This is a genomic window from Sphingobium tyrosinilyticum, assembly GCF_042654265.1.
Classification (GTDB): Bacteria; Pseudomonadota; Alphaproteobacteria; order Sphingomonadales; family Sphingomonadaceae; genus Sphingobium; species Sphingobium tyrosinilyticum.
This window is the reverse complement of record NZ_JBHSFZ010000030.1, coordinates 42,406-62,216: the sequence shown is the minus strand read 5'-3', so window position 1 is coordinate 62,216 and position 19,811 is coordinate 42,406. Positions and strand designations below refer to the sequence as shown.

The following is a 19,811-nucleotide window of genomic DNA, read 5'->3' as shown; positions in this document are numbered from 1 at the left end:
CCTCGGCCGTTCGTTTCGAGCTTGTCGAGAAACATGTAGTGCAGCCCTTCAGTTTCTCGACTTCGCTCGGAACGAACGGAGGTTGGTAACATGCCCCACATGCTCATCCTAGGCATGGGCTATACGGCCGCCCGCATGGCCAAACGCCTGCGCGCAGAGGGTTGGTATGTTACGGGCACTCGCCGTACCGCTGATGCCGAAGCACTCGCCTTCGACGACGACAGCGCCGTCAACGCCGCCATCGCTCGGTCAACTCATATCCTGTCGTCCGTCCCGCCCGACGGCGGGGCGGATCCCGTCTTGACTCGCTATGGCGCCGCGATCGCCGACGCACCCGCGCTCTGGACCGGCTATCTCTCCTCTACCGGCGTCTATGGCGATGCGGCGGGGGCCTGGGTGGATGAGAGCAGTCCGGTCGGTTCGGATCGGCGAAGCGCGCGGGTGCAGGCGGATACGGACTGGGGCGCGCTCAGGCCGGATATGCGCCGTTTTCGGTTGCCCGGCATTTATGGTCCCGGCCGGTCTGCGCTGGATCGGGTGCGGGAGGGGAGGGCGCATCGGATCGACCTGCCCGAACAGATTTTCAGCCGCGCGCATGTGGACGATATTGTCGCCGGGATCACCGCCTCCTTCGACGCGCCGCCTGGCGTCTATAATCTCGCTGACGATCTGCCCTGCGCGCAGAACCGGCTGATCGAAGCGGCCTGCACGATGCTGGGTGAGCCGCTGCCGCCGATGCTGACGCTGGAGGAGGCGCAGCTGTCACCCATGGCACGGAGTTTTTACGCCGAAAACCGGCGGGTCGCCAATGGGCGCGCGAAGCGGCTGCTGGGCTGGGCTCCGCGCTATCCGACCTATCGCGAGGGGCTGGCCGCCTGTCTTGCCGAGGCGGGATGAAGCGGTTCGGCTTGTCGCTTACGTCGCGTTAACCAAAGATAGCGATGGATGGTCCCGACGCTTCGCAGGGACTTGAGACATGGATCCGATCGACCGCAACTTCGCCGCGCTCAGCCTACAGATGAGCCGCTTGGCCGTGCCCGAGCGCGCCACGACGGCACCGCCGCCGTCGCTCGCCAGCCTGATCGACCGGGTGAATGCAGCGAAGCGACACTATGAACCGGGACTGCGCCGTTAGAGACTATCCAGATTAGATTGAATCGGGATAGGCTCTATTTTTCCTTGTTTCCGTGATTTCCGAGCCGTGAAATGTTCCATTCACGCGAAGTCATTCTAAGCGCTTTTCGCCCGCAGCGCGATTACCATGCCTGCCACCGCGAGCAGCGCGCCTGCTGCGCTCAATGTGGACCAGCGATAACCCTCCGCCACGGTGGAGATCAGCATGGCGATCACCGGGACCAGCACGCTCGAATAGGCCGCACGCCCCGGCCCCATGCGCTGGATCAGCTGAAAATAGAGCGGGAAGGTGACGACTGACCCAGCAATGCCCAGCCAGGCGATGCCGAGCAGATAGCCCGTGCGCCATTCCATTACGGGCGGGCCAACGGTTGCCCAGGCATAAAGTGCGTCGGCCATGCTGCCGATCAGCATCGCCCAGGTGAGGACCGCCGCCATGGGCAGGCGCCGGGCGATCTGCATACCCTGCATGACATTAGCGGTGGAAGCGCTGAGGAGGCCAGCGGCGCTGAGCGCGATGCCCAACAGCACCGCTTCGGCAGAGACAGGCGCCGCGCGATACTCGCGCAGCAGGAGCAATGCGATGCCCGTGATCGCCACCAGCGATCCCAGGATGAAGGAGCGGCTGACCGGCTGGCGGAAGGCGATCCAGCCAAGGATGCTGTTCGGAATCAACAGCAGGGCATAGACGGTCGCGACCACGCCGGAGGTCAGATAATGCTCCGCGCGATAGACGAAGTTGAAGTTGAGCACGAACTGCGCGATGCCCAGCACCGCCGCAAAGGCGATGCCTGCAGGCGGCAGGCGCAGCGGCACGCGCCGCGCGAATGCAAACAGCGCCATGCCGATAGCGCCCAGCAGGAAGCGGTAGCAAACCGACCAACTGGGCGGAACGGCGGCAAGCTGGTCGCGGATGACGATCCAGGTCGAACTCCAGATCAGCGTCACCAGTAGGAAGGGGATGATGACGCCGCCCTTCGCGCTCTCTCCGCTCATTGGAGCGCCTTCAAGGCGTCGGCGAGGGGCTGGATGCTGGCGGCGTCCTGCGCCCAGTTGGTGACCAACCGCGCCGCATCCTCGCCCCAGTCGTAAAAGTCGAAGCCCTGCGCACGCAGGGCCGCTGCTTCGGGGGCGGAGAGGTGGAGGAACAGTTCATTCGTCTGGACCGGGTGCAGCAGGCGTTCCGGAGCCAACTGTGCCAGCATCGTGGCGGCGGCATTGGCCGCGCGACCGTTGTCGAGCCAGAGACCATCCTCGATCAGCGCGAGGATTTGGGCGGCGAGATAGCGGCCTTTGGAGAGGAGGTGACCGCCGCGCTTGCGCCAGCGCGCCGCCTCCGCCGCGCGCGCGTCCGCGTCCGGGCCGAAGAAGAGCAGCGCCTCGCCCACCATGCCGCCATTTTTGACGCAGCCGAAGGTCAATATATCGACGCCCGCACGCCAGCTGACGTCACCGGGATGGCAGCCCAGATGCGCCATGGCATTGGCGAAGCGAGCGCCATCCATATGCAAGCCGAGGCCGTGATCCCGCGCCACTTGGCCGATCGCCGCGACCTCATGGGGCGTATAGACCAGGCCATATTCGGTTGCCTGGGTAATGCTGATCGCGCGCGCGGGGATCTGATGCACGTCGGGGCGGATCGCCTTCAGCCGATCGATCAAGGTAGCGGGGGCAAGCTTGGCGCCCTTGCCGGGCAGCGGCATCAGAGTGGCGCCATGGGTGTAGAAGCCGGGCGCGCCGCACTCATCGACGGCGATATGCGATTCTTCATGGCACAATATCCCGCCATAGGGCGGGCAGAGGCAGGCGAGCGCGATGCTGTTGGCCGCGGTGCCAGTAGCGACCCACAGGGCGCGGACGGGCGCGGCGAACAGGTCCGAAAAGGCGCTGTCGAGCCGGGCGCTCCAGGCGTCGCCATCATAGCCGCGATCGGCACGGTCTGCGGCGGCGATGGCGGCCATGACCTGCGGGCAGACGGGCGTCGCGTTGTCGGAGAAGAAATGCATGGCGGCGGGGATAATGGCAGGGCGCCTCTGCGCCAAGATGCCAGCATGATCGGAGCGGCCCTTTCGGAACCATAATGAATTGGTCAGTAATGGTGACCAATTGTTTCGTCAGGCCGTTTGTGACATAGGCGGCCCCAAAAGGAGCATCGATCATGGACGTCCAGCAGAAGTCGCGCTTTACCGTCACCCGAAGCAGCAAGGCTGTGTCGGCTGACCAGCGCGCGGTATTGCTGGTGGAACCCGGCTTTGGGCGGCTCTTCACCGATCATATGGTGACGATTCGCTATAGCGAGGGACAGGGGTGGCATAGCCATTCGGTTGGCCCCCGTGAGCCGTTCCAACTCGATCCCGCCTGCGCGGTTCTGCACTATGCGCAGGAGATATTCGAAGGGATGAAGGCATACCGCTTGGAAGATGGCAGCATCGCCATGTTCCGGCCAGAGGAAAATGCCCGCCGCTTCGCCGAATCGGCCGAGCGCATGGCAATGCCGGTGCTGCCGGAGGACATCTTCCTCGAAGCCGTCGAGGAACTGGTGAAGATCGACGCGGACTGGATTCCGGGCGGCGAGGGCAGCCTGTATCTGCGTCCCTTCATGTTTGCGAGCGAGAGCTTCTTGGGCGTGCGCCCGGCGGCGGAGTATATTTTCTGCGTTATCGCTTCCCCCGCAGGCGCTTATTTCAAGGGGGGCAAGAAGGCGGTCACGCTCTGGGTGTCTGAACATTATACGCGCGCGGCCAAAGGCGGCACGGGCGCGGCGAAGTGCGGCGGCAATTATGCCGCCAGCCTGGTGGCGCAGTCCGAGGCGACCAAACATGGCTGCGACCAGGTCGTCTTCCTGGATGCGGCCGAACATAAGTGGGTCGAGGAATTGGGCGGCATGAACGTCTTCTTCGTCATGGACGATGGGGCGATCATCACCCCGCCGCTGTCGGGTACGATCCTGCCCGGCATCACGCGCAACAGCATCATCACGCTCGCCCGCACCAAGGGGCATGACGTGCGTGAGGAGCCCTACAGCTTTGCGCAATGGCGCGCCGATGCCGCGAGCGGCAAGCTTCGCGAGGCATTCGCCTGCGGTACGGCGGCTGTTGTCACCGCGATCGGCACGGTGAAGAGTGTCGAGGGCGATTTCACCATCGGCAATGGCGATGGCGGGATCGTTACCGAAGCCTTGCGCACGGAACTGACGGGCATCCAGCGCGGAACGGTGGCCGATCCGGCGGGCTGGGTGCGCAAGCTGTAAGTGTGTCGAACGGCCTTTTTCTTTGAAGAAAACGGCTGCGACAAGCGCAGCCCGAACGGTTTAGGGGGCGAGGGCACGCTTTCCAATCCTCACCCAAGCGCCTAGAAGAACCTCATGCAACGCTTTGACGTCGTCATTCTGGGCGGGGGGCTTGTCGGCCTGACCCTGGGCATCGCGCTTTCGGGCCATGGGGTGCGCTGCGCCGTCATTGACCCTGCGGATCCGGTGGAGACTACCGCCAGCGGCTTTGACGGGCGCGTGTCGGCCATTTCCTCGACCAGCCATGCCATGCTGTCGGCGATCGGCGTGGCGGCGCTGCTGGAGGGCAAGGGCTGCCCGATCGATCGTATATGGGTGAGCGACGGGCTGGAGCCGGGCGCGCTCGACTTCGCGCCGGAGCCGGACGACGGTGTGATGGGGATCATGTTCCCCAATCGCGACCTGCGCATCGCCTTGGCCCAAGCGGCGGAGAAGGCGGAACACCTCACTAGATTTCAGCCTGACCGCGCTACCCATGTGGAACGCAATGCCGATGGCGTCACGCTGACGCTGGCCAGCGGACAAGAGCTTCAAGGGGCACTGCTGGTGGCGGCGGAAGGGCGCAACAGTCCGACGCGTGAGGCGGCGGGCATTCGTACGACGCGCTGGCAATATAAGCATACCGCCATCGTGACGGCGATCGACCATGAGGTGCCGCACGCCAACACCGCTTACGAAATTTTCTATCCCGGTGGGCCCTTCGCACTGCTGCCGATGCTGCCGGGAACGCGATCGGCGATCGTGTGGACCGTGCCGACGGAGCAGGCGCCGGTAATGTTGAAGCTGTCCGAGCGCGCCTGGCTGGCGGAAGCACAGAAGCGCATGGGCGGCTTCCTGGGCGAAATTGCGCTCGCCGGCCCGCGATCCAGCTATCCGCTGGGCTTCCACCATGCGGCGCGGATTACCGATACCAGGCTGGCTCTGGTCGGCGATAGCGCCCACGCGATCCATCCGATCGCGGGGCAGGGGTTGAACCTCGGTTTCCGGGATGTCGCCGCGCTGGTGGAAGTGCTGGTGGACGGCATGCGGCTAGGGCTGGACCCCGGCGATGCGCAGTTGCTGGCGCGCTATCAGCGCTGGCGCGGGCTGGATGCCATGTCGGTCAGTGTGGCGATGGATGGGCTCGTGCGGCTGTTCGATGTGCCGGGGCGGATTCCGTCGCTGGTGCGGCGGGCAGGACTAGCAGCGGTGCAGCGCACTTCAATGCTCAAAGACCGGTTCATGGCGGAAGCGCGCGGGGAATCGGGCGCACTGCCTAAGCTGCTGATCGGCGAGATGATTTAGGTCACATTCTCTGTCGTTCCGGCGGAAGCTGGAATCTCGACAAGGCATGGCTAACTCCGGTGGTTCATGGTTTCGGTCATCCCAGCATCCGCCGCAGCACATTATCCTTCAGGATGAAGTGATGGCGTAGCGCGGCCGCCACATGCAGCGCTATCAGCGCAGCCCATAGGAAGCCCACAATCTCATGCGTTTCGGCCGAGAAGGCGACGACCGCATCGCCCTTCGAAACGCCGAATTTGGGGACGTCGAACAGGAAGAACCAATTCAATGGCCGGTTCCCGGCCGAACTCATGATCCAGCCCGTCAGCGGCATGACCATCATGAAAATGTAGAAGGCGAGATGCGTGGCGTTGGCCGTGAGCTTTTCCCAGCCCGGCATTTGGGCGGGAAGCGGTGGCGGCTTGTGCGTCAGCCGCCACAGGATACGCAATAGGGTGAGCGCTAGGACGGTGAGGCCCACCGACTTGTGAACCGGCATCACCTGCCATTGGCGCGGCAGGGAATCATGGGCGAAGCCGAGCCAGAGGTTGAAGAGGATCAGGATCGCTATGATCCAGTGCAGCGCACGGGCGACAACATTATAGCGATCCACGGCTGACCCTCCTTCCGATGGTGGCGGCTTACCCCTGACGATTGGCGACCAGATTATCCACCACCGACGGATCGGCGAGCGTGCTTGTGTCGCCCAGCGCCTGGGCCGAAACCTCGCCCTCCGCGATCTTGCGCAGGATGCGGCGCATGATCTTGCCCGAACGGGTCTTGGGCAGGCCGGGCGCGAACTGGATGACGTCCGGGGTCGCGATCGGCCCGATTTCGGTGCGGACCCAGGCAACCAACGCCTTGCGCAGAGCATCACTTGGCTCTTCGCCGCTGTTCAGCGTCACATAGGCATAGATGCCCTGGCCCTTGATATCGTGCGGGAAGCCCACGACAGCGGCCTCCGCCACTGCTTCATGCAGGACGAGCGCGCTTTCGACCTCTGCCGTGCCCATGCGATGGCCGGACACGTTGATGACGTCATCGACCCGGCCGGTGATCCAATAATAACCGTCCGCATCGCGCCGCGCGCCGTCGCCGGTCGTATATTTGCCGGGGAAGGTCGTGAAATAGGTCTGGAAAAAGCGTTCATGGTCGCCCCAGACGGTGCGCATCTGGCCGGGCCAGCTCTGCGCGATGACCAGATTGCCCTCGGCCGTGCCGTCCAGCACCTTGCCCTCGCCATCGACGATCTGCGGCACCACGCCCGGCATCGGCAGGGTAGCGGAGCCGGGCTTGAGGTCCGTGGCGCCGGGCATCGGCGCGATCATGGCGGCGCCCGTTTCGGTCTGCCACCACGTGTCGATGATCGGACAGCGATCCTCGCCGACGACATGATGATACCAGCGCCAGGCTTCGGGATTGATCGGCTCGCCCACGGTGCCGAGCAGGCGCAGCGACTTGCGGCTGGTCGAGCGCACGAACTCGTCGCCTTCCTTCATCAGCGCGCGCAGGGCGGTGGGAGCGGTGAAGATGGTCTGCACCTGATGGCGGTCAACAACTTCCCAAATACGGCTGGCGGTCGGATAGTTGGGCACGCCTTCATACATCAGCGTGGTCGCGCCGTTCGCCAGCGGGCCATAGACGATATAGCTGTGGCCGGTGACCCAGCCGATATCGGCCGCGCACCAGTAGATGTCGCCGGGGCGGTAATCAAAGCAGAGTTCGTGGGTCAGGCTGGCCCAGAGCAAATAGCCGCCGGTGGTGTGCAGGACGCCCTTGGGCTTGCCGGTCGAACCAGAGGTGTAGAGGATGAACAGCGGATCTTCCGCATTCATCGGTTCGGGCGCGCAGTCGGCGGAAGCTTTGGCCGCTTCCTCATGCAGCCACAGGTCGCGGCCATCCTGCATCGCGACGGCGCCGCCGGTTGCCTGGACGACCACCACCGTCTTGACGCCGGGGCAGTCCTTCAGCGCCGCATCGACATTGGCCTTGAGCGGCACCTTCTTGCCCGCGCGACAACCTTCGTCGGCGGTGATGACGAGGGTTGAATCGCAGTCGATGATGCGTCCGGCCAGCGCCTCGGGCGAGAAGCCGCCGAAGACGACGCTGTGAATCGCGCCGATCCGCGCGCAGGCGAGGAGGGCGAAGGCGGCCTCCGGGATCATCGGTAGATAGACGGTGATGCGGTCGCCCTTTTTCGCGCCCGCGCTCTTCAGCACATTGGCGAAGCGGCAGACTTCCTCATGAACCTGCCTGTAGGTGTAGCGGCGCGGTTCAGCGTCGGGGGAGTCCGGTTCCCAGATGATGGCGGTTTGATCGCCACGTTCGGCAAGGTGGCGGTCGATGCAGTTGGCGCTGACGTTGAGGACGCCGTCGGCAAACCACTTCACGCCAAAATCAGCTTCGTTGAAGCTGCTCTCATTGGTCTTGGCAGGGAAGGTCAGCCAGTCGAGCCGCTTCACCCGTTCCAGCCAATAGGCGTCCGGGTCCTGGATCGATCGCTGATAATCTGCCGCACGTCCATCCCGGTCGAGCAGCGCCGAAGCGGCCCATTCCGAAGGTACCGGGAAAAAATCGTCAGACATCAGGCATCCTTTCCTTTGCGGTCGCCTGCCCCTCTAGAGACTGTATCCGATCATCGGAAGCCCGGATCGCGCCTCTATGGCCAAAGTTTTCACCGTTATCGCGCCGGGATTAAGCAAGAGCGAGCGATTTTGCTGCTTTCCGAGAGGGCTAGCTCCGCCTAACAGGAAAGCTATGTGGCAGCTCTTCCAATTCCCGCTTTGTCCCTTCTCGCGCAAGATTCGCCTGCTGCTCGGTGAAAAGGGGGTGGGTTATGATCTGGTGCGCGAGTCGCCCTGGGAAGCGCGCGACGAGTTTCTCGACCTCAATCCTGCAGGCACGACGCCGGTGATGGTGGACGTCGAAAAGGGCGTTACGCTGATCGACAGCCAGGCGATCTGCGAATATTTTGAGGAGACGGTGGAGAAATTCCCGCTGATCTCCGGCACGGCGGCGGGCCGGGCTGAGGTGCGGCGGCTGGTGGCCTTTTTCGACCAGAATTTCTATGGCGATGTCGTCGGCCCGTTGCTGCATGAACGGATGAAAAAGCGCCTGATCGAACGTGCGCCCCCCGACGCCCGGGTGCTGCGCGAGGCGATGAAGCGCGCCAATGTGCACATGGATTATATGGATTATCTGCTCGACCACCGCAGCTGGATGGCAGGCGGGACGATGAGCCTGGCGGACATTGCCGCTGCCGCACATCTTTCCGTGGCGGATTATCTCGGCGGCATCGACTGGGCGGGCCATGAGACGGTGAAGCGCTGGTATGCAGGCTTCAAGTCGCGTCCTTCCTTCCGGCCGCTGCTGTCGGAGCGGATGGAGGTGATCACGCCGCCGCCTCATTATGAGAAGCCGGATTTTTGAATGGCATTCCCCTCCGCTTGCAGGAGGGGAAGGATGGTCAGTCGATTTCCGCAGCCAGATAGACGCGATTGCGGCCATGTTCCTTTGCCAGGTACAGCGCGCGGTCGGCGGCCTTGAGCGCCGCGCGCGGATCGTCATAGGCCAGCACGTTGGACACGCCGGCTGAAAAGCTCACCCGTTCCATCCGTTCGCCATTGGTGCGGTTGACGAGGCTGCGGGTCGCAAGGTCCTGGCGCACGCTGTCCACCGCCTCGCAGGCTTCGGCTGCAGTCTTGCCGCGAAACAGCATGACGAATTCCTCGCCGCCGTGGCGTGCTACATGGCACTGGTCGTTGCTGATCTTGGCGAGCAACCCCGCGACGAACTTCAGCACCCGGTCGCCCGTGTCATGGCCGTGGGTGTCGTTGATCACCTTGAAATGATCGATGTCGCAGAAGGCCACGGCCAGCGGCTGGCCTTCCTTCTGGGCCGTGGCGACTTCCTCGCGAAGCGTGCCTTCAAAGGCGCGGCGGTTGGGCAGGCCGGTCAGATGGTCATGCTCGGCGGCGCGGCGGGCGTTGGCGAGGCTTGAGCGCAGGGCGTGGTTCTGCTTCTCATTCTGGCGCAACTGGCCTTCGACCTGACGGGTCTTTTCCACCATCGACCGGGTCAGCGCCACCAGCCGTGCGAGCACGGGTTCATTATCGCCGCCAGCGGCGAGGCCCTTCACTTCTTCCTGCAGGGCTGCGCCATAATCCTTGGCGGAGTTGCGCGATTCGGTCATCAGGCCGGTAAATTCGGACAGATTTTCCTCGACCTTCGCCAGCATGGTGGAGAGCGCCTCGGGCGTCACTTCGTCGGCGCGCTGCTCGGCGACGATTTCCTCCACCCAGCTGTTGCTGATCTTGCCGCGCTCGGCGAGAACGGCCCTGATCGCCTTTTCGACGCCGATCTGCGCGCCGGTCAGATAATCATGCGCCACGCCGAAATTGAGCGGCGTCAGGTCCAGATCATGCGCGAAGAGGAAATGGCCGATCTCGTCATAGAGCTTGCGGCGGCGATTGACCTCGCGGTGCGCGCTGCTGCCCGCACGGCCACGCTGCGGTTCAGCGTCCTCCACGTCCTCTTCGGCGTCGCCCTTGCCCGATAGGCCACGGGCCCATCGCGTCAGGCGGTCAGCCAGGCCGTGCTGCGGATTTACGGATGATGATGCCCCAGTCATGCCCCGGTATAACGGACCGTAGCGAACAAGGTTAAGGGCGCAAAAGGCTAAAAATCACAAATCCCTGATCGGCAGCCCATTTTTCCCGTGCGTCAGATGTCGGCGCCGATCAGCCAGTCACGGAAAATGCGTACCGCGCGGGTCTGCAGCGCGCGCGGGCGACAGACGAAATAATAGCGATAGGGGCTTTCCACCCGGGTCTCCGGGAACAGCCGCACCAGCCGCGGGTCCTGGGCCTCATTATAATGGCTGGCGTGCATGACTGCGATGCCAAGCCCCTGCGCCGCGGCCTCCAGCATCAATTGGCCGGAATCATAATTGTCGATCGCCAACGGCTGCAGGTCGGGCAGCTTGACCGCTTCCTTCCAGGCGTCGAACGACATCACCATGTCGCGGTGCAGAAGGATGGTGTGCTGCGCCAGATCGGCAGGGGAGGCGAGCAGATTCGGCGGCTCCAGCAGCGCCTTGCGCCCGATCAGATAGACCTCGTCGTGATCCAGTTCATGGGCGTAAAGCGCCGGGTCTATATCCTTGGCGAGAACGATCGCGGCATCCAGTCCTTCGCCCAATCGTGCGACTGCATAGGGGGTCGTTTCGATATCGATATGGAGCTGCGGATGCTTCTGCCGCAACGCCCCCAGATGGGGGAAGAGCCGCTGCGTCGCGAAAAGGGGCATGACCGCCAGGCGCAGGCGCAACTGATTGCCGCCGCTCTGAATATTCTCCAGCGCTTGGCTGAGGGAATCGAGGGCTGGCGCGATGTCGTCGAGCAGCTTTTGCCCGTCGGCATTGATTTCGAGCGCCTGATGCTTGCGGTCGAAAAGCGGACGCCCGATGAAACGCTCCAGCGCCTGAACGCGGCGGCTGAGCGCGGGCGTTGAAAGAGCCAGTTCCTCCGCGGCAGCCTTCACCGAGCCGAGCCGGGCGACCTGGACAAAGGCCTCAAGGGCAGTAAGGGGCGGCAATCTGCGCATAGTCGGTCAATAGCTTAGCATTTGATCTGCTGCGACGCGTCATCATCCCGGAATGGGGAAGGTCAGGTCCAGCCATGACCAGCCTCTTTCTACCCACTAGGAAAATGCGTCAACTGGCAAGATGCAAAATTTGCAACTCCCTGATTCTTTTCGCACTTGCGAAATTACATGCTGCAGCGCACATAGAAAAGGCCTTTCAGGCATCCTCTCCTAAAACTTTCCGGGCTGGCCTTTGGGCCGGCCCTTTTTTTGTCTCGGCTTATTATCATCCTCGGGCTCTTTCCTTGGCGTTTGACGTTTCCTATCTCGTTACGCGGTGACAAGAATGGGGATGGCAATGGCCGAACAGGACAGCCCGGAACGCAGGATTCAGGTGGCCAATGCGAGGCCGGAGGATGCAGGCCGTGGGCTTGCGCGCATTCCATTGGCGGTGATGGCGGAACTCGACCTCGCTGAAGGCGACGTGATCGAGATCGCTGGCAAGCGGTCCACGCCCGCTCGCGTGGTGCGGCCGTACAAGGAAGATGAAGGGCTGGATGTGCTGCGCCTCGACGGCCTGCAGCGCGCTAATGCCGGTGTCGGGTCGGGCGATTTCGTGCAGATCAGCAAGGTCGAACCCCGCGCGGCACAGCGTGTGGTCTTCGCACCTGCACAAAATAACCTGCGACTTCAGGGCAATCCTGACGCGCTGAAGCGGGTGTTTTTTCAGCGGCCCTTGGCGTCCGGCGATATCGTTGCGACAGCCGGGCAGCAACAGGTGCCGCCGGGCGACATGCCGCCTCAGCTGCGCCAAATGCTGGCCGCACCTGCCTATGCGCTGCAGGAAATCCGCCTTGTCGTCGTGTCCACCACGCCCAAGGGCGTCGTCCAGATCGATGCGGATACGGAGATCGAACTTCGCGCCGAATATGAAGAGCCGCGCGAACTGCGGCGGGCGGACGTCACCTATGACGATGTGGGCGGGATGGCCGAGGCTATCGACCAACTGCGCGAGATGGTTGAACTGCCGCTGCGCTATCCTGAACTGTTCGAACGCTTAGGCGTAGATCCACCGAAGGGCGTATTGCTGCACGGCCCGCCGGGAACGGGCAAGACGCGCCTGGCGCGGGCGGTCGCCAATGAATCGGAGGCCGAGTTCTTCCTGATCAACGGTCCAGAAATCATGGGGTCGGCCTATGGCGAGTCCGAAAAGCAGCTGCGCGAGATATTCGAGGCGGCGGCGAAGTCGTCCCCCTCGATCCTGTTCATCGACGAGATTGATTCGATCGCGCCCAAGCGTGGCAATGTGACCGGCGAAACGGAAAAGCGGCTGGTCGCGCAGTTACTAACGCTGATGGACGGCCTGGAGCCGCGCACCAATCTGGTCGTCATCGCCGCCACCAACCGGCCCGAAGCGATCGACGAGGCGCTGCGCCGGCCAGGCCGTTTCGACCGCGAAATCATCGTCGGTGTTCCCGACGAGCGCGGCCGGCGCGAGATTATGGGTATTCACACGCGCGGCATGCCGCTCGCTGAGGGCGTAGATCTCGGCGAACTGGCGCGGATGACCTACGGTTTTGTGGGCGCCGACCTAGCCGCGCTGACCCGCGAGGCGGCGATCGAGGCGGTGCGCCGCTTCATGCCGCGCCTCAATCTGGAGGAAGGCACGATTCCGCCCGATGTGCTGGAGGAGCTGTCGGTCACGCGGGATGATTTCATGGCGGCGATCAAGCGTGTCCAGCCTTCCGCGATGCGTGAGGTAATGGTGCAGGCGCCCAATATCGGCTGGGCCGACATTGGCGGCCTGGACGATGCGCAAATGCGCCTCAAGGAAGGCGTGGAGTTGCCGCTGAAAGACCCCGACGCGTTCCGCCGCATCGGTATTCGTCCGGCGAAGGGGTTCCTGCTCTATGGGCCGCCCGGCACCGGCAAGACCCTGCTGGCGAAGGCGGTTGCGCGAGAGGCGCAGGCGAATTTCATTGCGACTAAGTCGAGCGACCTCCTGTCCAAATGGTATGGCGAGAGCGAGCAGCAGATCGCCCGCCTGTTCGCCCGCGCGCGGCAGGTGGCGCCGACCGTCATCTTCATCGACGAACTGGATAGCCTGGTCCCGGCGCGTGGCGGTGGCCTGGGCGAACCGGCGGTGACGGAGCGGGTGGTGAACACCATCCTTGCCGAGATGGACGGGCTTGAAGAGTTGCAGTCGGTGGTCGTCATCGGCGCGACCAACCGGCCGACGCTGATCGACCCTGCCTTGCTGCGGCCGGGACGCTTTGATGAACTCATCTATGTGCCTGTGCCTGACAAGGCCGGGCGTAGGCGCATCCTGGCGATCCACACGGGTAAGATGCCGCTGGCCGAGGATGTCGATCTGGATGATCTGGCGGCCCGCACCGAGCGGTTTACGGGTGCGGACCTGGAGGACTTGGTGCGTCGGGCAGGCTTGGTCGCGCTGCGCCAATCCTTGTCGGTCGATAAGGTCGGGCATGCGCATTTCGAAGCAGCGCTTGAGGAAACCCGCGCCTCGGTCACGCCGGAAATGGAGCGCGAATATGAGCAGATACAGGCGCAGCTGAAACAGAGCGCCATGCGCGTCGAGCCGATCGGCTTTGTGTCTCCCGACATGCTGCGATCGCGCGATCGTCAATCTTAACAAGGGCTAGCGGATTGCGGATTGAACCCATCCGCAATCCGCGCGTTCGCTAACCCAGGCCGGACGTGAGTCCGCCAGCGTGCAAAGCGGCTTGCAAGACATGCCGATATTTGCAACGCCCTGATGTGATGGCAAACAGGCGAGTATTGATGGCCTCCATTCCCCTGAAGAAAAAAGCAGATCCGGCGTCGTTCCTGGGCCAGTGGAGTATGTTCTTCCGGCAGTTCGTGAAGCATCCGGGGATGATCGGCTCGGTCATTCCCTCTTCGCCTGCCTTGGTGAACAGCATGCTGGACCGCGTCGATTGGCAACGGACCCGGTTGTTCGTGGAATATGGCCCTGGCGTGGGCACGTTCACCCGACCGATCCTGGAGCGGATGCACCCCGACGCCACGCTGTTGGCGATTGATCTCAATCTGGATTTCGTCGCCTGGCTGGAGGCGCAGATCGATGATCCCCGGCTCCGCGTCGTGCATGGATCGGCGGCGGACGTGCGCCGCTTCATCGCGGAGGCAGGGCTTCGGCAGGCGGATTATATCCTGTCGGGCATTCCCTTCTCGACCCTGCCCGATGGAGTGGGGGAACTGATCTGCGCGGAGACGCAGCGGGCGATCCGGCCAGGTGGCGAATTCCTGGTCTATCAATATTCGGCCTTCGTGCGAGGGTTACTGCAGGGACAGTTCAACGAGGTCGCTGAGCGCGTCGAGTGGCGCAATATTCCCCCTTGCCGCATGTTCCGGGCCATGAAGACGGAGAGTCTCGCCCAGGCGGCGTAATCCCCGACAGCATGCTGCCGCACCAACGGCTGAGCCATTTTGCGACCCGTGATTTGGCCGTGGGCTGCCCATATGGGTTCGCTTCGGCGCGCTTTCATGCTAAGGGCGCGGGCGAAAGGCCAGACCAAGATGAACGACCTCACCCAGACCCCCGAAATGCTGATTGCGACCATGGGCGCGCGCGCGCGCGCCGCCGCCGCAGTGCTGGCCAGCGCGAGCGACGCGCAGAAGATCGATGCGCTGCGCCGTGCGGCTCAGGCGCTGCGCGACCAGGCGCCGCAGATCATTGCGGCCAATGCGCGCGACATGGAAAACGCCGCTGCCAACGGGCTGTCGCCCGCCATGCTCGACCGGCTGCGGCTGGACGAGGATCGGGTGCTCGCGACGGCGGCGGGAGTCGATCAGGTGGCGACGCTCGTCAATCCGCTGGGCAGCGTGATCGATAAGCAGGTCCGCCCCAATGGCATGGAGTTGAGCCGGGTGCGCGTGCCGCTGGGCGTGATCGGCATCATCTATGAAAGCCGCCCCAATGTGACCGCCGATGCGGCCGCGCTCTGCCTGCGCGCTGGCAACGCCGTGATCTTGCGCGGCGGCAGTGAGGCGAAGGAGAGCAACCGCGCGATCCATGCCGCCATGGCCGAGGGGATCGCAGCTGCCGGATTGCCCGCTGACGCTGTGCAACTGGTCCCCACCACCGATCGTGCGGCGGTGGGCGCTCTGCTCAAGGCGGCCGAGTTCATCGATCTGATCGTGCCCCGCGGCGGCAAGAGCCTGGTGGCGCGTGTCCAAGAAGAAGCGCGCGTGCCTGTGCTGGCGCATCTCGACGGCATCAACCACAGCTATGTCGATGGCGCAGCTGATCCCGAGATGGCGGTCAAGCTGGTGGTGAACGCCAAGATGCGCCGGACCGGCATTTGCGGCGCGACCGAGACGGTGCTGATCGACAAGGCATTTGCGGGAGCGCCTGCCATCGTGAAGGCGCTGCTCGATGCCAAATGCGAAGTGCGCGGCGACGAAGCCGTGCAGGCGATCGACAGCCGCGTCACCCCTGCGTCCAACGAGGATTGGGATACCGAATATCTCGACGCCATCGTTTCGGTTCGCGTGGTGGATGGGCTGGACGAGGCGCTGGCCCATATCGCCGCCCATGCCAGCCACCATACCGACGCGATCATTAGCGAGGACGCGGCCAAGGCCGAGCGCTTCCTGAACGCCGTCGATAGCGCGATCGTCATGTGGAACGCATCGACTCAGTTCGCCGATGGCGGGGAGTTTGGCCTCGGTGCGGAGATCGGGATTTCGACCGGACGTCTTCATGCGCGCGGGCCCGTGGCTCTTGAGGGGCTCACGACCTATAAATGGATGGTGCGCGGTACCGGACAGACCCGACCGTAACCCTTATTACCGTTCGGTTCGGGCTTGTGGAGAAGGGCTCGAAACGAACAGTGGTAGGACTATCCCTTCATCGCCGCGTCAATGGCCTTCAGCTTTCCGAGCAGCGGCTGAATCCACTCCAGTGGCAGCATGACAGGGCCGTCGGAAGGCGCATTGTCCGGATCGTCATGCGCCTCGGCGAAGATCGCTGCTACCCCTGCTGCAACCGCGCTACGCGCCAGCACGGGCGCAAATTCCCGCTGCCCGCCAGAGGCTGATCCAAGCCCGCCCGGCTGCTGCACCGAATGAGTGGCGTCGAACACTACCGGATAGCCGGTTTGCGCCATGACCGGCAGCGATCGCATGTCACTGACCAATGCGTTGTAGCCGAAACTCGCGCCGCGCTCGGTAAGCAGGATGCGCTCGTTGCCTGTTGAGGCGACCTTCTGCGCCACCGCCGCCATGTCCCACGGCGCCAGGAACTGACCCTTCTTCACATTGACGACTGCGCCCGTCCGTCCGGCTGCGAGGAGCAGGTCGGTCTGGCGGCACAGGAAGGCCGGAATCTGAAGGATATCGACCGCCTCTGCCGCTGCCTCTACTTGGCCCGCGTCATGCACATCGGTCAGCACGGGGCAGCCGAAGCGCGCTTTCACCTCGGCCAGGATCGAAAGCCCGGCGTCTATGCCTACACCACGCTGCCCGGAGACGGAGGTCCGGTTCGCTTTGTCGAAAGAGGATTTGAAGATGAACGGCACGCCTGCCTTCGCAGCGATGCCGGACAGTCTGTCCGCCATCATCAACGCATGATCGCGGTTTTCGATCTGGCAGGGGCCGGAGATCAGGACGAAGGGCAGGTCGTTGCCGATCGTCAGCGGCCCGATGGAAACATGTTTGGTCATGCCGTTCACTTCGGCGCTTTCACGAAACGGCGCAAGAGTTGCCCCCGCCACAGCCCCTTGCCATCATGATAATTCCAACAGAACCAGCCAAAGACCAGGCAGGCGGCCAACGACGGCAGCGCCATCGGGTCGCCATTGTCCCGCATATGCCGGTAGAAGGCGAAGTCCGCCCGCCACCGATCCCGCTCGCTGCCGCCACCGTTGATGCCATAGGCATTGTCGTGGCGCCGGCAGCCGATGTTTCGGTTGTATTTGCGGTGGTCTATGAAATAGCAATAGTCGCGTTCGGGTGTCGTCATGGCCCGATGTGGAACAGGGGCCATGGAAAAGTTCAAGCGTAAAGTCTTCTACCTTGGCGGTTTCGATCCGCGCGGGGTGCGGTTCTATCACCAGATGTATCGCGAGCAGGCCGCCACTTACACCCGCCTGTCGGGCGAGGAGGTGGAGGTCAGCGCGCGCCGCTCCGGCCCTGCGTCATCCGCCATCTGGACCGTCACGAACAACAGCGCCGGGGTGGAGACCGATTATGAGTTTCTCCGCTGGGAGGATCTGGTCGGCAAGGTGTGGATCCGCAACCCGCTGTTGCTAGCGTGGCGATCGATCGCCACTTACGGTGCGCATGCGCGGCACATGCAGTTCCTGCGAATGCGTAAGCTGCGGCCAGGGCCGGTTATCACCATCCTCTACCCGCCGCTGCTCGGGGTGCTGATTCCATTGGCGCTGGCGCTGATCCCTGCGCTGCTGCTTTCGCTGCTGATGCCCTTCTGGGCTGCGGCCTTGATCGGCGTCGCCGTCAGCATGGCCTTGTCGGGCCGACTCCTTAACAAGCTGATCGTGCCCTGGCTGCTGCGCTTCATGTATTATAATCATAGCGTCGCCGCCCGTGGTCCGGGCGAGGAGATGAACGCGCGCCTTGATCAGTTCGCCGCCCGCATCGTGGAGGAAATGGATGGGCCTTATGACGAGGTCATCTTCGCTTCCCACAGCAACGGCACCATCTATGCGATGAGCGTGCTGCGCCGCATCCTCGAACTGCGAAGGGACAAGCCGCTGCCCCCCAATTTCATCCTTCTAACACTGGGCCAAGTGGTTCCCGTCATCGCGCTGCGCAAGGATGCCGCCTGGTATCATGACGATCTGAAGACCTTGGACGACAAGCATTTCCGCCTGGTCGATTTCTCGGCCCCCCCGGACGGCGCGGCCTATTATGACGTGCATCCGATCCGCCTTGTGTCGGACCGTTGCGCGGCCCGCGTGGACCTGTTGTCCCCACGCTTCCACCTTTTTTACGACCCGGACAATTATCACAGCGGCTGGTCGAACAAATATGAGGCGCATTTCGATTATCTGCGCGTGGGCGACCGCGTGTCACCGGTAGATTATGTCAGCCTCACCGCGGGCCGCCGCACGGTCGATGAGGCCATTGAACAGTTCAGGACCATCCCGTGAAGGACGCTTTTACTCCACCCTATCCTGAGCCGCCCCGCACCAAGCGCGGCCTGATGAAGCGCTTCCTGCGCGGCTGGCACAGCTGGATCCATGTGCTCTTCGAAAAGAGCTACACGATGAAGCTGGGCGAAATCCGCATGCCCGGCCAGACCATGTACATCGCCAACGAGCTGCCGCTGGTGGACAAGATCCTGCGCGGCGGCACGACCTTTCCCAAGCATCGCGAGCTGGTCCGCAACCTCTCTCCTTTGATCGGCAACAGCGTTTTCTCGGCCAATGGCGAGGATTGGGAAAGCCAGCGCGCCATGGTGAACCCGGCCTTTGCTCATACCGCGCTCAATCGTTCCATGCCGCTGATGGTCGCGGCCGCTGACGATCTGCTCGCCCGTCTCGACGCCGCCGACAGAGCCAAGCCGGTCGATATCGACCCGATGATGACCCATGTGGCGGCAGACATCATCTTCCGCACGCTGTTTTCGGAAGCGCTGGACGAACATCGCTCCAACATCATTCACACCGCCTTCGGCAAGTTCCAGAGGCTGGCCCATAGCGCCTCGATGCTGCGCCTCTATGGCTTCCCCGCCGGCTGGTTCGAAAAGCGGTCCTTGAAGCCCGCCAAGGCCATCCACGACGTTTTCCGCCCCATTGTCGAGGCCCGTTATGAAGGCTTCCATCAGGGCGGTGAAGCGCCTCATAGAGATATTCTGCAGTCGCTGATCGAAGCGAGGCACCCGGAAACCGACGAGCCTTTCACCATTCAACAAGTGATGGACCAGGTATCCACCGTCTTCCTTGCGGGCCATGAAACCTCGGCCAGCACCATGACCTGGGCGCTCTACATGCTGGCCGAATGCGTCCATATCCAAACCGCTGCCCGCGCTGAGGTTGTCGAGCTTACCGGCGACGCCCCGCTCACCGCCGCGATGCTCAAGGACATGAGCGCGATCCGCAACATCTTCCGCGAAACGCTGCGCCTCTATCCGCCCGTCGCTTTCTTTCCGCGCGAAGTCACCTGCCCCATGCCGATGCGGGACAAGCAACTGGAGGAGGGCGCGATGCTGGTCGTCGCGCCGTGGCTGACCCAGCGGAACAAGGACAATTGGGCCTGTCCGCACAGTTTCGACCCCGACCGCTTCGATGATCCCGCCAATGCGGAGATGGTGCGCCAAGCCTGGTTCCCCTTCGGCCGGGGGCCACGCGTCTGCGTAGGTGCGGGCTTCGCCCAGCAGGAGGTGATGACGGTGATCGCCAGCGTAGTGCGACGCTATCGCCTGTCGGTGCCCCAGGGGTTCAAGCCGGAGCCGATCAGCCGCCTGACGATCCGGCCCAGGAGCGGGATGAAGCTGATGTTCGGCGGAATCGAAGCCTAGCGAACTCGCTACCCGCTG

The 19,811-nt window shown here is 63.4% G+C and carries 18 protein-coding genes; 10 read left to right on the top strand and 8 right to left on the bottom strand.

Annotated features, from left to right (window positions below; all coding sequences use genetic code 11):
- The first annotated feature begins 90 nt into the window (after positions 1-90).
- Both ACFO3E_RS13605 and ACFO3E_RS13600 read left to right on the top strand, forming a co-directional pair.
- On the top strand, positions 91-897 hold the full coding sequence (locus tag ACFO3E_RS13605) for a Rossmann-fold NAD(P)-binding domain-containing protein (protein ID WP_066526148.1): 807 nt from the start codon (positions 91-93) through the stop codon (positions 895-897).
- A 79-nt stretch (positions 898-976) separates the two neighbouring features.
- The gene (locus tag ACFO3E_RS13600; protein WP_197486247.1) at positions 977-1,135 is read left to right on the top strand and encodes a hypothetical protein; all 159 of its coding nucleotides are present in this window, start codon (positions 977-979) and stop codon (positions 1,133-1,135) included.
- Between the two features lie 95 nt (positions 1,136-1,230).
- Here the strand turns inward: ACFO3E_RS13600 and ACFO3E_RS13595 are convergent, their stop codons facing one another.
- A complete protein-coding gene (locus ACFO3E_RS13595) occupies positions 1,231-2,130 on the bottom strand; it encodes a DMT family transporter (RefSeq protein ID WP_066526149.1) in 900 nt (299 codons plus the stop codon).
- On the bottom strand, positions 2,127-3,140 hold the full coding sequence (locus ACFO3E_RS13590) for a threonine aldolase family protein (protein ID WP_066526150.1): 1,014 nt from the start codon (positions 3,138-3,140) through the stop codon (positions 2,127-2,129). The genes ACFO3E_RS13595 and ACFO3E_RS13590 overlap by 4 nt, the downstream gene beginning before the upstream one ends.
- Positions 3,141-3,292: 152 nt before the next feature.
- Between ACFO3E_RS13590 and ACFO3E_RS13585 the strand changes: the two genes are divergently transcribed.
- Together ACFO3E_RS13585 and ACFO3E_RS13580 are read left to right on the top strand one after the other, a co-directional pair.
- Positions 3,293-4,384 carry a branched-chain amino acid aminotransferase gene (locus ACFO3E_RS13585; protein ID WP_066526153.1) on the top strand — a complete coding sequence of 364 codons (1,092 nt, stop codon included), beginning with the start codon at positions 3,293-3,295 and terminating at the stop codon, positions 4,382-4,384.
- 114 nt (positions 4,385-4,498) lie between these two features.
- Positions 4,499-5,707, top strand: coding sequence for an FAD-dependent monooxygenase (locus tag ACFO3E_RS13580; protein ID WP_066526154.1), 1,209 nt, complete (start codon positions 4,499-4,501; stop codon positions 5,705-5,707).
- Between the two features lie 76 nt (positions 5,708-5,783).
- Here ACFO3E_RS13580 and ACFO3E_RS13575 read toward each other — a convergent pair whose 3' ends face one another.
- Entirely contained in the window at positions 5,784-6,299 is a 516-nt protein-coding gene (locus tag ACFO3E_RS13575; RefSeq protein WP_066526155.1) for a cytochrome b, read from the bottom strand.
- Between the two features lie 28 nt (positions 6,300-6,327).
- Positions 6,328-8,271 carry an acetate--CoA ligase gene (gene acs / locus ACFO3E_RS13570; RefSeq protein WP_066526156.1) on the bottom strand — a complete coding sequence of 648 codons (1,944 nt, stop codon included), beginning with the start codon at positions 8,269-8,271 and terminating at the stop codon, positions 6,328-6,330.
- Positions 8,272-8,443: 172 nt separating this feature from the next.
- On the opposite strand from acs, the gene ACFO3E_RS13565 reads away from it, so the two are divergent.
- On the top strand, positions 8,444-9,115 hold the full coding sequence (locus tag ACFO3E_RS13565) for a glutathione S-transferase family protein (protein ID WP_066526157.1): 672 nt from the start codon (positions 8,444-8,446) through the stop codon (positions 9,113-9,115).
- A 37-nt stretch (positions 9,116-9,152) separates the two neighbouring features.
- Here ACFO3E_RS13565 and ACFO3E_RS13560 read toward each other — a convergent pair whose 3' ends face one another.
- Both ACFO3E_RS13560 and ACFO3E_RS13555 read right to left on the bottom strand, forming a co-directional pair.
- The gene (locus ACFO3E_RS13560) at positions 9,153-10,316 is read right to left on the bottom strand and encodes a GGDEF domain-containing protein (RefSeq protein WP_066526159.1); all 1,164 of its coding nucleotides are present in this window, start codon (positions 10,314-10,316) and stop codon (positions 9,153-9,155) included.
- Between the two features lie 92 nt (positions 10,317-10,408).
- The gene (locus tag ACFO3E_RS13555; protein ID WP_066526166.1) at positions 10,409-11,290 is read right to left on the bottom strand and encodes a LysR substrate-binding domain-containing protein; all 882 of its coding nucleotides are present in this window, start codon (positions 11,288-11,290) and stop codon (positions 10,409-10,411) included.
- A gap of 337 nt (positions 11,291-11,627) precedes the next feature.
- Here ACFO3E_RS13555 and ACFO3E_RS13550 point away from each other — a divergent pair, with 337 nt between their 5' ends.
- The 3 genes from ACFO3E_RS13550 to ACFO3E_RS13540 all read left to right on the top strand — a co-directional run bounded on the left by ACFO3E_RS13550 (position 11,628) and on the right by ACFO3E_RS13540 (position 16,093).
- Positions 11,628-13,922 (top strand): CDC48 family AAA ATPase, encoded by a 2,295-nt coding sequence (locus tag ACFO3E_RS13550; RefSeq protein ID WP_197486248.1) that lies wholly within the window; start codon positions 11,628-11,630, stop codon positions 13,920-13,922.
- A 149-nt stretch (positions 13,923-14,071) separates the two neighbouring features.
- Positions 14,072-14,698, top strand: coding sequence for a class I SAM-dependent methyltransferase (locus ACFO3E_RS13545; RefSeq protein WP_066526169.1), 627 nt, complete (start codon positions 14,072-14,074; stop codon positions 14,696-14,698).
- Between the two features lie 129 nt (positions 14,699-14,827).
- The gene (locus ACFO3E_RS13540) at positions 14,828-16,093 is read left to right on the top strand and encodes a glutamate-5-semialdehyde dehydrogenase (protein WP_066528965.1); all 1,266 of its coding nucleotides are present in this window, start codon (positions 14,828-14,830) and stop codon (positions 16,091-16,093) included.
- Positions 16,094-16,152: 59 nt separating this feature from the next.
- On the opposite strand, the gene kdsA is transcribed toward ACFO3E_RS13540, so the two are convergent.
- Both kdsA and ACFO3E_RS13530 read right to left on the bottom strand, forming a co-directional pair.
- Complete coding sequence (gene kdsA / locus ACFO3E_RS13535) at positions 16,153-16,974, bottom strand: 3-deoxy-8-phosphooctulonate synthase (protein ID WP_066526171.1); 822 nt, start codon at positions 16,972-16,974, stop codon at positions 16,153-16,155.
- A 5-nt stretch (positions 16,975-16,979) separates the two neighbouring features.
- A complete protein-coding gene (locus tag ACFO3E_RS13530) occupies positions 16,980-17,273 on the bottom strand; it encodes a hypothetical protein (protein WP_066526174.1) in 294 nt (97 codons plus the stop codon).
- Positions 17,274-17,295: 22 nt separating this feature from the next.
- On the opposite strand from ACFO3E_RS13530, the gene ACFO3E_RS13525 reads away from it, so the two are divergent.
- Both ACFO3E_RS13525 and ACFO3E_RS13520 read left to right on the top strand, forming a co-directional pair.
- The gene (locus tag ACFO3E_RS13525) at positions 17,296-18,423 is read left to right on the top strand and encodes a hypothetical protein (RefSeq protein ID WP_380805402.1); all 1,128 of its coding nucleotides are present in this window, start codon (positions 17,296-17,298) and stop codon (positions 18,421-18,423) included.
- Positions 18,420-19,793, top strand: coding sequence for a cytochrome P450 (locus tag ACFO3E_RS13520; RefSeq protein WP_156518430.1), 1,374 nt, complete (start codon positions 18,420-18,422; stop codon positions 19,791-19,793). Before ACFO3E_RS13525 ends, ACFO3E_RS13520 begins: the two co-directional genes overlap by 4 nt.
- The last annotated feature ends 18 nt before the right edge of the window (positions 19,794-19,811 follow it).

Coding starts and splice junctions, on each gene's coding strand:
- ACFO3E_RS13605 (WP_066526148.1), top strand. CDS start 91: ATGCCCCACATGCTCATCCTAGGCATGGGCTATACGGCCGCCCGCATG.
- ACFO3E_RS13600 (WP_197486247.1), top strand. CDS start 977: ATGGATCCGATCGACCGCAACTTCGCCGCGCTCAGCCTACAGATGAGC.
- ACFO3E_RS13595 (WP_066526149.1), bottom strand. CDS start 2,130: ATGAGCGGAGAGAGCGCGAAGGGCGGCGTCATCATCCCCTTCCTACTG.
- ACFO3E_RS13590 (WP_066526150.1), bottom strand. CDS start 3,140: ATGCATTTCTTCTCCGACAACGCGACGCCCGTCTGCCCGCAGGTCATG.
- ACFO3E_RS13585 (WP_066526153.1), top strand. CDS start 3,293: ATGGACGTCCAGCAGAAGTCGCGCTTTACCGTCACCCGAAGCAGCAAG.
- ACFO3E_RS13580 (WP_066526154.1), top strand. CDS start 4,499: ATGCAACGCTTTGACGTCGTCATTCTGGGCGGGGGGCTTGTCGGCCTG.
- acs (WP_066526156.1), bottom strand. CDS start 8,271: ATGTCTGACGATTTTTTCCCGGTACCTTCGGAATGGGCCGCTTCGGCG.
- ACFO3E_RS13565 (WP_066526157.1), top strand. CDS start 8,444: ATGTGGCAGCTCTTCCAATTCCCGCTTTGTCCCTTCTCGCGCAAGATT.
- ACFO3E_RS13560 (WP_066526159.1), bottom strand. CDS start 10,316: ATGACTGGGGCATCATCATCCGTAAATCCGCAGCACGGCCTGGCTGAC.
- ACFO3E_RS13555 (WP_066526166.1), bottom strand. CDS start 11,290: ATGCGCAGATTGCCGCCCCTTACTGCCCTTGAGGCCTTTGTCCAGGTC.
- ACFO3E_RS13550 (WP_197486248.1), top strand. CDS start 11,628: ATGGCCGAACAGGACAGCCCGGAACGCAGGATTCAGGTGGCCAATGCG.
- ACFO3E_RS13545 (WP_066526169.1), top strand. CDS start 14,072: ATGGCCTCCATTCCCCTGAAGAAAAAAGCAGATCCGGCGTCGTTCCTG.
- ACFO3E_RS13540 (WP_066528965.1), top strand. CDS start 14,828: ATGAACGACCTCACCCAGACCCCCGAAATGCTGATTGCGACCATGGGC.
- kdsA (WP_066526171.1), bottom strand. CDS start 16,974: ATGACCAAACATGTTTCCATCGGGCCGCTGACGATCGGCAACGACCTG.
- ACFO3E_RS13530 (WP_066526174.1), bottom strand. CDS start 17,273: ATGACGACACCCGAACGCGACTATTGCTATTTCATAGACCACCGCAAA.
- ACFO3E_RS13525 (WP_380805402.1), top strand. CDS start 17,296: ATGGAAAAGTTCAAGCGTAAAGTCTTCTACCTTGGCGGTTTCGATCCG.